This window comes from Bacteroidia bacterium (assembly GCA_039924845.1).
In the GTDB taxonomy this organism is placed as follows: Bacteria; Bacteroidota; Bacteroidia; order DATLTG01; family DATLTG01; genus DATLTG01.
Genome location: JBDTAC010000005.1, coordinates 25,547 through 38,716 on the forward strand (window position 1 = coordinate 25,547; position 13,170 = coordinate 38,716).

The window sequence follows — 13,170 nt, forward strand, 5'->3', positions numbered from 1 at the left end:
CGGAAACAAAAAATCAATTCGCACAAATATTAAAATCCAATTCTACTTTTTTTCCTTTGTCGTAAAAGCAAACTTTATCTGCCAAATTACGCATTAAAAAAACGCCTCTTCCATTTGGCTTTTCAATGTTTTCAGGGTTTGTTGGATCGGGAATATTAGAATAATCAAACCCTTCGCCTTCGTCTTCAATGGTAAATGAAATTTTATTTTTTTCAGTAGTTAATGTAATCAAAATATTTTTTTTCGGATTGGATTTATTACCGTGCTGAATGGCGTTATTAACGGCTTCCGTAATGGCGATTAAAATATTGCCGTAATGTTCTTCCGTGACTTTAAACTTTTCACAAACTTCTTCGATAAATTTCTCCACTAAAAAAATATTTTCGGTAGAGGACGTTATTTTTAGTTTCTGTATTGCCATAAAATGGTCAGTTTGACTGAATGTTGTTGAAGTACTCATTGACTTTGGTTTTATAAAAAGGGGTTAATGATGGAGGAACGGTTTTTAATAATTCTTGTTCTTGTATTTTTTGTGTATTGAATTGTAAAAATCCTATTGGCGGATTGGCGAAAAGTTGTTGTTTCGCCGTAATCGCATCACGCTTATTGTCCCATTTCTGCTCCTTTTCCGCCTTTTCAGATTCCAACATGCGCGTTAAAATAGCTTGCTGGCGTTTAACCGTTTCTTCGCTCAACATTTTATTTACTAAATCGGTTTCTGTTTTGTTCATTTCCTTTTCCATCTCGCTCATTTGCCCGGCTTGTTTTCCTGTCGGATCCATTTCACTTTCTCCTTGTTGCATTGCTTCTCGAATGGCAGCCTGTTGCGCAGCCAACTTTACCAATTGTTCGCTGAAACCTGACTGCCCGTTCTTTCCGCCTTTCCCACTTTTCCCGTCTTTTTTTCCACCTTTTTTCATCGCTTGTTGTAAAGCTTGAATTTGCTCGTTTAATTGCTGCTGCATGGAACGCATTTGCGCCATGGAAGGTTTTGGGCTTTTTCCTCCAGGTTTCGAGCAACTTCCCTCTCCTTGCATTTGATTTTTTTTCTGATCTTTTTGCATTTGTTGCAAAGATTCGTCCAATAAAAGTGCTAAATTATTGATGGATGTCATTGAATATTGTTGTCTTTCTGCCGCTGCAAATGTTTCTCTTTTCGCCATCGCATCAATGGATTTAGTCATATTCATATTGATGCTCGCAATTTCTCGATTCACAATTCCGTTGATTTGCGGCGCGCGTTTGCTTAACGCGAAAAGGCTGTCTTCAATGGTTTTGGTATTGTCTTGTAAATTTTTTTGGTCTTCCGCAATTTTCATATACTGAGGATTATCCGTACTCGTTTTTCCGATTTTATTCATCAATGCCTCTTGATCAAAAGAAAGCTGAATCAAATTATCAAGTATAGCACGCAAAGCAGCAATGTCTTCTGTTTGTGCTTGCTGTTGCATTTGTAATTGCATTTGCGCCATTTGCTGCGAAAGTTGATTCATTTGTTTAGAAGCATTCTGCTGCGATTCCGACGCTTTACTGTTTTTATTATTCTGCAATTGCTCGCTGCTTTTACTCATTTGATCTTTTATATCCTGCTGCTGCTTTTCGGTATTTGGCAAAGTATTCGGATTTTCCAACTCACTATTCTTTTTTGCCAAATCCTGCATGTCTTTTTTGAAATCATCAAATTGTTGATTCAATTTCTTTTGTTGGTCTTTTACGGCTTGATTATCCGATTTGTTACTTTTTTCTTTCGTTTTGTCCGCTAAGCCTTGCTGTTTCTGAGATAAATCTTTTAATTTGTCGATGGCATCACTTAATTTTTGCTGTACTTCCATCTGCTTAAACAATTCCAACGTGCGCTCCAATTCCTTTTGCAAATCTTTATTATTCATGCTCATTTTTTGAAGTTCTTGCTGCACTTTATCTTTGTCCATTTCATTCAATAATTTTTGCAATTCTGCCAATTTCTTTTTCATTTCTTCCGGCATCACTTGTTCGAAAAGTTTTTGCAATTGCTGTTGTTCATCGGCAATTTTTTGATCTTCCTTTTTAAATTCAGATTGTTGCTGATCTTTTTGTGCGTTTTGTTTTTGCAAATCATCTACCTTTTTTTGCAACTCTTGTTGATGATTTAATAAATCCTGAATTTTCTTTTTTTCTTGCCAATCCAAATTTTTCTTCTGAAAAATATCTTCGCTCGTATTGCTTAATTGTTGTTGCATTTGCTGCGCTTCGTTGATCGCTTGCTGCATATTATTTTTGATATTCGTATTGTTTTTTTCGGTGTTCTGCGCAATTTCTTCCAGCGTTGGCGCTTTAAAAATCATTTTTTCAGAACGCGTAGATTTTGCTCCATTTACTTCATCATTATCCCACACTTCGAAATAATATTCCAATTGATCACCCGGCTGAATATTCAACGAATCCATTTCCCAGAAATAATAAAAACGATCCTGCGTCAACGTTTTATTTACAGGAATAGAAACGATTTGCAAATTGTTTTTTTTACCGTTTGCGGATGAATCATTCGCTAAAAAGCGATAATTAAACGTGAGTTTCGTGAATCCATAATCGTCGCGAATAGCACCGTTAAAAAAATATTTTTTCGAGTCCATCGAATCCGTTTTTTCTTGCACCTGAATCGTTGGATACAAATCCGGAATCACGTTAATGGAATAACCGATAGAATCTTTGTTTTTCATAAATTCGTTCGACGTGCGAATGGAATAATTTTTACTGCTCATCAAACGCGTGCCGTACACAAATTGATTTTCATTGCACTGTTTCACGATTACCGACGAATCTCCGAAATGCAAAACAAGTGCATTTGTATTTTTCGTATTAAATTTCCAACTGATTTTTGTGCCTTGCGGAACCACTAAATCGCCAGTATTTTTTAAAACTTCATCCTTTTTTCCAGTGTATTTTGGATAATTTAAACTGATTTCAAAATCGAGCAAAACCGGATTTGGCAATACTTTCAAATGATATTCTTGCGATTGAAAACCATCTGCACTTAACTGAAACGTGATGGAACTTTGTACACTTTTGAAAATATAATTAAACAAAACAGTATTTTCTTTTGTCAATTTATATTGATTTTCGCCAATGTTGATGAACACATCTTGCGGAACATTATTTCCCGTTAATTTTACATTTAGCTGAAAGTCTTGCTGCTGAATGGCTGTAAGCGAATTGTTATTAATCACAAATTGAAAAGGAGCTTGTTTCGCGAAAAAAGTTTGATGTTCCACCATTCGCCAAGTGCCTTGCTTAATCACTGCTGGCGCGGAAAAGAGTAAAATTAAAAAAATCAAAAGCGGAAAAGCAGCATACGTAATGTATTTTTTATTTTCGCCAAAATCAACAGCAGCCGAAAACGGAATAGGACGCAACAAATTTATTTTTTGTTCGATGCTCGCTTCTACCAAAATAGTATTGGCAACAAGGCTTTGCTGCTGCAATTGCAGCACGTTTAGCAATTTATCTTTTACTTCGCCAAAATGATTTCCAATAATAATAGCAGCTTGTTCGTACGAAATAATTTTTCCGAGTTTGTATAATTTCAGCACAGGAATACTTACCCAACGAACCAAAATATAAACGTTGGCAAAGATAAAAGTGTAAAATAAAATGCTGCGAATAAGCACATCGAAATGCGCAAAATATTCCAAAATAACAACCGCCAGATAAAAAATAAATCCGATGGCAACACTATATAAAACGCCGCGTATCAGCTGATTCTTATAGTATTTCCGGATAAATTCATCCAGCTTTTCAATCAATAATTGATAATTGTTTTTTTGCATCGTAAAAATCGCAATCGTTCTTTTGCTGCGCGAAAAATTATTTTTCCGCCGCTACTAAACGAGCAAAGTTACAAAAAGTAAAAGGAGAAATCGCACTGAAAAAAATCGTGTTAAAAATAGGTTCGAAAAATTATTTTTTTGAATGCCCTTTTTCTACGCCATTTTTATATTTAATTTTTGAAAGTATTTTTCCGTTAATGTCATATTCCATCCAAATGCCATCTTTTTTTCCGTCTTTATACGTGCCTGTAATTTTCACTTGTTTGCCATCAAAATATTCGGTGTAAGGACCATCCAGCGTATTATTTTTGTAAATACTTTTTGTTTGAACATTTCCATTGCTATCAAAATAACTGAGCGCTCCGCCTTCAATTTTTCCATCCACATACGTGAATTGTGTATTTATTTTTCCATCTTCATAATACCATTTCGAAACGCCATCACGCACATTCATTTTGTAATTTCCATCTTCTTGCATTTGTCCGTTATCGTAATAAACATGGTTAAATCCATTGTATTTTCCCATCGAAAATTTAGATTCTGTTTTAGTTCTTCCGCCCGGAAAATACGTTTTCAAATAACCATCAATCGTATCATTTACAAAATGTTCTTCCGATAAAAAATAACCGTTATTATCAATTTCTATCGCAATTCCATTGCGCATTCCGTTTTTATATGTCGATAAAAAATGAATAATTCCGTTGGGATGATAATCCATCCACGAACCATCTTTTTTTCCATCCACATAATTTCCATACCAATTTGTTTCGCCTACTTTTTCGCACCACAAACCTTGTTTCAAGCCTCGCCCATCTACTTTATTGGAATCGCTTTGCGCAGAAAAAAAAGTTTTCGCGGAAGCAGAAAAGGCGAAAAAAGAAAACAGAAAAAGAGTCGCCAAAAAATTATTTTTTCGAAGTGTTATTTTTGATGTCATTTTATAGGAGGATTAATTTTACTGCAAAAGTGCAGGATTTGAATTGGAAATACAAATCAACATCACAAAGACGATTGTTAATTTTTGTTAAAGCATTTTTACCGAATTGAAAAAATAGGGCGCGAAAAATAAATTTTTCGAAAATTATTGTCTAAATTTGTCGCACTAAATAGTATTTATCTCTTTTTTATGCCTCAAAGTTCCGCGATTGATTATATTCCAATTGGATTGATGCTGCTTGTAGCCTCTGGTTTTGTAGTTCTGGTTATGTTTTTCACGCATCGTTTAGGACCAAAACGCAAATCAAAAATAAAGTTAGACACGTTTGAATGTGGCATCGAATCACAAGGAAATGCGCGTGTTCCCTTTTCCATAAAATATTTTTTAATTGCTATTTTATTTGTTTTATTTGATGTAGAAGTTATTTTTATGTATCCCTGGGCTGTTAATTTTAAAGTTTTACGCATGACAGGATTTTTCGAAATGCTTGGTTTTATGGCATTTTTCGCCATTGGCTTTGCTTACATCATCAAAAAAGGCGCATTGAAGTGGGAATAAAAAATCAGAAATTAAACGTTTAGAAAAATATTTTTTTACAAAGGATTTTTGAAGATGAGCACGGCAACAGTAAAAACAAATGTAGAGATTACCAAAGCGCCTCCTGGTATTGAAGGTCCTGGATTTTTTGCTACAAGCATTGATAAAGTAGTAGGAATGGCACGTAAAAATTCTATTTGGCCACTTCCTTTTGCTACTTCTTGTTGCGGAATCGAATTTATGGCAACGATGGGTGCACATTACGATTTAGGTCGTTTTGGTGCAGAACGTTTAAGCTTTTCTCCTCGTCAAGCGGATTTATTAATGGTGATGGGAACCATCGCTAAAAAAATGGGCCCCGTTTTACGTCAGGTTTACGAACAAATGGCAGAACCACGTTGGGTATTATCCATGGGCGCTTGCGCTTCCAGCGGAGGAATTTTTGATACCTACAGCGTTTTACAAGGAATTGATCGGATTATTCCCGTGGATGTTTACATTCCGGGTTGCCCGCCGAATCCGGAGCAAGTATTGGATGGAATTTTAAAAATTCAAGAATTGATTCAAAACGAATCCATTCGCAGACGAGATACTGATGAATACAAGGCTTTACTCGCTAAATACAATATAGAATAATTAGGAATGGAAAAAACGGAATTACTCACTCTCGTAAATCAGCAACTGAACGAAAAATTTAAGGAAGAAATTGTTTCTGCCGAAATGGCAAGAGATTTTCCTGTTTTTACTGTAAAGAAAGAGAAAATTGAAGAGATTATACGCTTCCTCTATGAAAGTCCCGAATTACAATTTACTTTTCTCACCGATATTTGCGGAATTCATTTCCCGAACAATAAATCACAAGAATTAGGCGTGGTGTATCATTTGCACAACATGCAAAAAAATTATCGTATTCGATTAAAATTATTCACCAGTCTTTCTGATCCTTCTGTTCCAACTTTAACAAAATTATTTTCTGCTGCGAATTGGATGGAACGCGAGACATACGATTTTTATGGAATCACTTTTAAAGAACATCCTGATTTACGCAGAATTTTGAATGTGGATGAAATGATAGATTTTCCTTTGCGGAAAGAGTTTCCGTTGGAAGATCAGACACGAGAAGATAAAAACAATGCCATGTTTGGCAGGTAAAAAATACTTTTATGAATAAGCTGGCAGAAATTATCACAGAAGAAAAGGAATATTCAACCTTAAATTTAGGTCCTACACACCCTGCTACGCACGGAATTTTTCAAAACGTGCTGACGATGGATGGAGAAGTAATTGTGGATGCAAAATCTACTATCGGCTACATCCATAGAGCATTTGAGAAAATAGCAGAACGCCGACCTTTTTATCAAATTACTACGCTTACGGATCGTTTGAATTATTGCTCCAGCCCCATCAATAATATGGGTTGGCACATGACGGTGGAGAAATTATTAGGTGTGGAGATTCCGAAAAGAGCCGAGTATATGCGCGTTATTATTATGGAACTTTCGCGCATTGCAGATCACATTGTGTGCGATACGGTAATTGCGGTGGATACCGGTGCTATGACCGGCTTTTTATATTTATTCCAATGCAGAGAATGGATTTATGAAATTTTTGAAGAAATATGTGGTGCTCGCTTAACTACTAACATCGGTCGTATTGGCGGCATAGAGCGCGATTTTTCTAAAAAGGCTTGGGATAAAATAAATATCTTTTTAAAAGATTTCCCTGCAAAATTAAAAGAGTTTGAAGTGTTGGTAATGCGCAACCGAATTTTTATGGATCGGACTATTGGCGTTGGCGGAATTTCTGCAGAAAGAGCGTTGAATTATGGTTTTACAGGTCCAAATTTACGTGCAGCAGGCGTTGATTACGATGTGCGTGTGATGAATCCATATTGCTCTTACGAAGATTTTGAGTTTACGATTCCTTTAGGCACAAATGGAGATACGTATGATCGTTTTATGGTGCGTTTAGAAGAAATGTGGCAGAGTTTGAGCATCATTCAACAAGCTCTTAAAAAAATGCCCGAAGGACCTTTTCACGCAAACGTTCCTGATTTTTATTTGCCCCCGAAAGAACAAGTGTATAATAATATGGAAGCGCTGATTTATCACTTTAAAATTGTGATGGGCGAAACAGAAATTCCAGTTGGAGAAGTGTATCATTGTGTGGAAGGCGGTAACGGGGAATTGGGATTTTATTTGGTAAGTGATGGCGGGAGAACGCCGTACCGCTTGCATTTCCGCAGACCGTGTTTTATTTATTACCAAGCCTATCCGGAAATGATAAAAGGACAAATGCTTTCGGATGCTATTTTAACGATGAGCAGTATGAATGTAATTGCGGGCGAATTAGACGCCTGAAAAAATATTTTTTTGAAGAGCTAAAAAACAAATTTAATTTAATTCCGTGAGCACTCATAAACAACCTAAATTTAGCGACGATGCATTGGCTCTATGCCATAAAATCATGCAACGTTATCCGGAAGGAAAACAAAAATCAGCTTTATTACCCATTTTACATCTCGCGCAAGCGGAATTTGACGGATGGCTAAGTCCGGAAACGATGGATTACGTGGCATCTATCTTACATATTTTACCAGTAGAAGTGTATGAAGTAGCTACATTCTATTCGATGTACAATTTAAAACCCGTTGGTAAATGCGTGATTGAAGTGTGTCGAACAGGTCCTTGTTGGTTAATGGGTGCAGAAGATATCGTTAGACACATCGAAAAAAAATTACAAGTAAAAGTAGGTGAAACCACGAAAGACGGCATGTTTACCTTGAAAACAGTTGAATGTTTGGCTTCGTGCGGAACAGCTCCCATAATGCAGATAGGGGAAAAATACCACGAGAATTTAACGTGCGAAAGTGTGGATACTATTTTAAACGATTACAAAAATAATACGAAAGAAAGTATTTCGCATTGGGCGAAAGAAAAAATAAAAGCTCACAATCAATAAGCTATGGGCAGACAACTATTATTAGAACACCTCAACGTTCCGAATATTGACACATTTGAAGTATATCGCCAAAAGGGAGGATATGCTGCTGTGGAAAAGGCTTTGAAGACGATGAATCCGGATGCAGTAGTAGACGAAGTGAAAAAATCGGGATTACGCGGACGAGGTGGAGCAGGATTTCCGACAGGAATGAAATGGAGTTTCATTGATAAAAAATCGGGCAATCCGCGTTATTTGGTTTGCAATGCCGATGAAAGCGAGCCCGGAACTTTTAAAGATCGCTTTTTAATGCAACACATTCCGCACTCATTAATAGAAGGAATGATTGTTTCCAGCTTTGCGTTGGGCGCGAATACTGCGTATATCTACATTCGCGGAGAGATGATGCATCAATATCATATTCTTGAAAAAGCAATTGATGAAGCTTATGCAGCAGGTTTTCTCGGAAAAAATATTTTAGGAACCGATTATTCTCTTGATTTATATGTGCATCCCGGAGCTGGAGCGTATATCTGCGGAGAAGAAACGGCTTTAATCGAATCATTGGAAGGCAAAAGAGGAAATCCTCGAATGAAACCGCCTTTTCCTGCTATATCAGGTTTATGGGCGTGCCCAACGGTTGTAAATAACGTGGAAACCATTGCTGCTGTTCCGCACATCATCAACATGACGGGCGAGGAATATGCGAAAATCGGAATTGGAAAAAGTACTGGAACAAAATTAATTTCTGCTTGCGGACATATTAATAAACCGGGTGTTTACGAAATAGAATTAGGTTTACCGGTAGAAGAATTTATTTATTCTGACACGTATTGCGGAGGTATTCGCAATGGTAAAAAATTAAAAGCAGTTGTTGCCGGAGGTTCTTCCGTACCTGTACTTCCTGGTGATAAATTATTAAAAACGCCTACCGGAGAACCCCGCTTGATGAGTTATGAATCCTTGAGTGAAGGAGGATTTCAAGCTGGAACAATGCTGGGTTCAGGTGGTTTTATTGTCATGGACGAAAGTACCAGCGTGGTAAAAAACCTGTATACTTTTGCGCGTTTTTATCATCACGAAAGTTGCGGACAATGCAGTCCTTGCCGCGAAGGAACTGGTTGGATGGAAAAAATACTTCATAGAATATTAGACGGACACGGCACCATTGAAGACATTGATTTATTGTGGGACGTACAAAGCAAAATAGATGGGCGTACAATTTGTCCTTTGGGAGATGCATCTGCTTGGCCCGTTGCCAGTGCCATTCGACATTTCAGAGCGGATTTTGAAGAATACATTAAACATCCAGAACAAATAAAAGACGTGAAACATTATTACCGTCTGAATAATTTGGTGGAAGCTTAATTTCTGCTTTATACACAATCATGTCGAAACTTTTTTTAGTTCCTACTCCCATCGGAAACTTAGAAGACATGACGCTTCGAGCGATTCGTATTTTGAAAGAAGTGGATGTTATTTTAGCAGAAGATACACGCACAACAGGATTTCTCTTAAAACATTTTGAGATTGAAAAAAAAATGTTTTCGCATCATTTACACAATGAACATTCCAGCGTAGATGCTTTAGTGCAGCGCCTTTTGAGCGGAGAAAAAATTGCCTTGGTAAGTGATGCTGGCACTCCCGCTATTTCTGATCCCGGATTTTTGCTAGTAAGAGCCTGTATTCGTGCAGGAATTGCAGTAGAATGTTTACCTGGAGCCACCGCCTTTGTGCCTGCATTGGTTAATTCTGGTTTACCTGCAGATCGTTTTTGTTTTGAAGGATTTTTACCTCCCAAAAAGGGGCGCAACACACGAATGTTTCAATTGCAAAATGAAGTGCGTACGATGATTTTTTATGAATCACCCTTTCGATTGGTAAAAACATTAACCGAATTCTGTACTCATTTCGGTGCCGAACGCAAAGCCTCTGTTTCACGAGAACTTACTAAACTATTTGAAGAAACACAACGTGGCTCTATTCAAGAATTAGTGACGTATTTCAGTCAGAAAACAGTAAAGGGAGAAATCGTAATTGTAGTAGAAGGGAAAAAGGAGTAAATTAACTTATACCTTAAAATCATTTCAAAAAAGATTTTTTTGAACGATTTTTATTTACTAAACCTCTAAACAAAAATTTGAATCTTCCTAAATGCTAGAAACAGAAACACTCTCTCAATATTTATTACTTGCCATAAAAGCCTCGCTGGAAGCTGGAAAAGAAATTTTGTCGGTGTACGAAAAAGATTTTTCAGTAGAAATGAAATCTGATTTTTCTCCTTTAACAGAAGCCGACAAACAATCGCATGAAATAATTTCTGCTGCTTTAACGAAAACAGAATTACCCGTTCTAAGTGAAGAAGGGCGCAACATTCCGTACGAAGAACGCAAAAATTGGAATTACTTTTGGATGGTAGATCCATTAGACGGCACAAAAGAATTTGTGAAAAAAAATGGAGAGTTTACCACCAATATTGCCCTAATTCACGAGCAAAAATCAATACTTGGCGTGATTTATATTCCTGTAAAAAATATTTTATATTTTGCCTGTATCGGCATTGGAAGTTTTAAATGTACTTCGCCTTCAACTGAAATAAATAGTTTGGAAGATTTACTAAAAATATCTGAAAAATTACCTCTGAAAAACAGTTCTGAAAAAAATTCTTTTCGAGTATTAGCAAGTCGTTCGCATTTATCGGAAGCAACCGAAAAATTTATTTCTGAGCTGCGAAAAAAATATTCTGAAATCGAATTTATATCTTCTGGAAGTTCTATAAAATTTTGTTTGCTGGCAGAAGGCGCTGCTTCTATTTATCCGCGTTTTGCGCCCACAATGGAATGGGATACTGCCGCAGGACAAACGATTCTGGAGCTTTCAGGAAAAAATATTACGGATTGCACAACTAAAAATTCAATGTTGTACAACAAAAAGGAATTACTCAATAATTGGTTTATTGCTGAATAATTTTTACACAGACGTATTCTCAATTCCGTCAATAGCGCGCTTTAGAAATTGATGTAAAGGGGAAATGCTTTTGCAAATTTCGGTTGTTGCCTGAATAAAATTTTTCGCCAAAATTTTTTCATCCGTTAATTTATGAAGCACAATAAAATTTTTATTTTTCAAAATTTCAATTACTGGATTATCTGCAGTATAGCCGCGCGGAGGATTTTTCAATTTGTCTTCGTCCGACAATCCCGAAAAATATTTTTTGAAATTTTTGTCTTTCAAAAGGGCTAAAAATTCTTTTGTATTGTAATCAATTTCTTGACGAACTGCATTTAATTGTGGTGGCTGCGGCATATACATTCCGCCTGCTACAAAAGAGTTTCCAGGTTGAATATGTAAATAATAAACGGGCGAAAAAGATTTTTTTCCACCTTCGGAAATAGATGCACCAAAATTATTTTTGTACGGACTTTTATTTTTTGAAAAACGCACATCACGATTGATGCGGAACATACACTTTTTAGCTTCTTGTCCACTGATTGATTTATCAAATTGCACAATCGAAAAAATTATTTTTTCAACTGATTTTCGCATATCTTCTTTCGCAATTTCATATTCTTTTCTATGTGCGTCAAACCAAGGTTTGTTATTATTATTTTTTAATTTTTTCAGAAATTCTAACGTTTCTTTTTCCATTGTAAATTAATTTTTATTAGTTTTCAAAACACGTTTTGCTAACTCCTTAAAATCAATGCCATCAAAATTTCCCGAACTCATCATTAATAAATTGGTGTGTGTATAATCCAGCGAAAGCAAATGTGAAAATAACTTTTTTGCATCTGTAAAAATAGAAATATTAGTTCCGCCAAAAGCAGCTTTTACTTGTGCTTCGGTAATATTTTTTAGTTTTTTATGTTCGATGGTATGCGGATTAAAATACACAAAAGCTTCGTCTGCCAAGGCCATTGAATTTTCATATTGTTTCAAAAAATCTTCGTTCAAACTGCTGAAGGTGTGCAACTCCATACAAGCAATTAATTTTCTATTCGGGAATTGCTTTTTAACCGCTTGTGTAGTAGCTTTCAGCTTGGATGGCGAATGCGCAAAATCTTTATAAACAGCTGAAAAATTATTTTTTTCAACCAATTCCAATCGTCTGGATGCACCCGAAAAAGAAGTAATCGCTTCGTAAAATTTTTCATCATCAATTCCTAATTGTTGACACGCCAAACGCGCTCCATTCAAATTCATTAAATTGTGTTCACCAAAAATAGAAAGCTCGCAAGTACCTGCTTTTGTTGTGCAATTCGTTAAAATCGTAATGCCATTTTCAATTTTATGAGATGGAATTCCGTACGGAATTTTTTTAATATCTGCGCGAGCTGCTTCGGAAACATTTTTTACTTCTTTGTCTAACTCGCAATACACAAGACTTCCAAAAGGTTCAATCAGATTTACAAAAATTTTAAATTGCTCCACATAATTTTCAAAAGTCGGAAACACATTAATGTGATCCCAAGCAATACCGCATAAAATAGCGATATTGGGTTTGTATAAATGAAATTTCGGTCTGCGATCAATCGGAGAAGATAAGTATTCATCACCTTCAATAACGGCTATTTTGGCTTCTTTCGAGAGTTTTACCATTGTGTCGAAACCTTCCAATTGCGCGCCAACTAAATAATCGCAATCTATTTTATGAAAATGTAACACGTGCAAAATCATGGCGGTAATGGTTGTTTTTCCATGACTTCCACCAATTACCACACGAATTTTATCTTTGGTTTGCTCGTAAATATATTCCGGATATGAAAATATTTTTAAGCCGATTTCCTTCGCTTTTAATAATTCTGGATTATCCGCACGAGCGTGCATACCAAGAATTACAGCATCTAACTCATTCGTAATTTTAGAAACATTCCAGCCATTTTCTTTGGGCAATAAATTGTATTTCGCGAGCCGCGATTTGGAAGGTTCAAAAATTTCATCGTCCGAACC

General features: G+C 36.1%; 13 protein-coding genes. 8 read left to right on the forward strand and 5 right to left on the reverse strand.

What is annotated here, in order from left to right:
• Positions 1 to 13 precede the first annotated feature (13 nt).
• From ABIZ51_00735 to ABIZ51_00745, 3 genes are all read right to left on the reverse strand, one after another.
• On the reverse strand, positions 14 to 460 hold the full coding sequence (locus tag ABIZ51_00735) for an ATP-binding protein (protein MEO7087299.1): 447 nt from the start codon (positions 458 to 460) through the stop codon (positions 14 to 16).
• Complete coding sequence (locus ABIZ51_00740; protein MEO7087300.1) at positions 429 to 3,806, reverse strand: DUF4175 family protein; 3,378 nt, start codon at positions 3,804 to 3,806, stop codon at positions 429 to 431. Before ABIZ51_00740 ends, ABIZ51_00735 begins: the two co-directional genes overlap by 32 nt.
• Before the next feature lie 130 nt (positions 3,807 to 3,936).
• Positions 3,937 to 4,743 carry a toxin-antitoxin system YwqK family antitoxin gene (locus tag ABIZ51_00745; GenBank protein MEO7087301.1) on the reverse strand — a complete coding sequence of 269 codons (807 nt, stop codon included), beginning with the start codon at positions 4,741 to 4,743 and terminating at the stop codon, positions 3,937 to 3,939.
• A 189-nt stretch (positions 4,744 to 4,932) separates the two neighbouring features.
• Between ABIZ51_00745 and ABIZ51_00750 the strand changes: the two genes are divergently transcribed.
• From ABIZ51_00750 to cysQ, 8 genes are all read left to right on the forward strand, one after another.
• Positions 4,933 to 5,301, forward strand: a complete 369-nt coding sequence (locus ABIZ51_00750; GenBank protein ID MEO7087302.1) for an NADH-quinone oxidoreductase subunit A — start codon at positions 4,933 to 4,935, stop codon at positions 5,299 to 5,301.
• Between the two features lie 54 nt (positions 5,302 to 5,355).
• The gene (locus ABIZ51_00755) at positions 5,356 to 5,916 is read left to right on the forward strand and encodes an NADH-quinone oxidoreductase subunit B (protein MEO7087303.1); all 561 of its coding nucleotides are present in this window, start codon (positions 5,356 to 5,358) and stop codon (positions 5,914 to 5,916) included.
• Positions 5,917 to 5,922: 6 nt separating this feature from the next.
• Positions 5,923 to 6,432, forward strand: coding sequence for an NADH-quinone oxidoreductase subunit C (locus ABIZ51_00760; GenBank protein ID MEO7087304.1), 510 nt, complete (start codon positions 5,923 to 5,925; stop codon positions 6,430 to 6,432).
• An 11-nt stretch (positions 6,433 to 6,443) separates the two neighbouring features.
• A complete protein-coding gene (gene nuoD / locus ABIZ51_00765) occupies positions 6,444 to 7,640 on the forward strand; it encodes an NADH dehydrogenase (quinone) subunit D (protein MEO7087305.1) in 1,197 nt (398 codons plus the stop codon).
• Positions 7,641 to 7,746: 106 nt separating this feature from the next.
• Entirely contained in the window at positions 7,747 to 8,241 is a 495-nt protein-coding gene (gene nuoE / locus ABIZ51_00770; protein ID MEO7087306.1) for an NADH-quinone oxidoreductase subunit NuoE, read from the forward strand.
• A gap of 3 nt (positions 8,242 to 8,244) precedes the next feature.
• Positions 8,245 to 9,588, forward strand: coding sequence for an NADH-quinone oxidoreductase subunit NuoF (nuoF, locus tag ABIZ51_00775; GenBank protein MEO7087307.1), 1,344 nt, complete (start codon positions 8,245 to 8,247; stop codon positions 9,586 to 9,588).
• Positions 9,589 to 9,608: 20 nt separating this feature from the next.
• Positions 9,609 to 10,283 carry a 16S rRNA (cytidine(1402)-2'-O)-methyltransferase gene (rsmI, locus tag ABIZ51_00780; GenBank protein ID MEO7087308.1) on the forward strand — a complete coding sequence of 225 codons (675 nt, stop codon included), beginning with the start codon at positions 9,609 to 9,611 and terminating at the stop codon, positions 10,281 to 10,283.
• Positions 10,284 to 10,374: 91 nt separating this feature from the next.
• Complete coding sequence (cysQ, locus tag ABIZ51_00785; GenBank protein MEO7087309.1) at positions 10,375 to 11,187, forward strand: 3'(2'),5'-bisphosphate nucleotidase CysQ; 813 nt, start codon at positions 10,375 to 10,377, stop codon at positions 11,185 to 11,187.
• Positions 11,188 to 11,190: 3 nt separating this feature from the next.
• Here cysQ and ABIZ51_00790 read toward each other — a convergent pair whose 3' ends face one another.
• Positions 11,191 to 11,868, reverse strand: coding sequence for a DUF2461 domain-containing protein (locus ABIZ51_00790; GenBank protein MEO7087310.1), 678 nt, complete (start codon positions 11,866 to 11,868; stop codon positions 11,191 to 11,193).
• A gap of 6 nt (positions 11,869 to 11,874) precedes the next feature.
• Positions 11,875 to 13,170 (reverse strand): Mur ligase family protein (locus ABIZ51_00795; GenBank protein MEO7087311.1); only part of this gene is annotated, 1,296 nt, incomplete at its 5' end.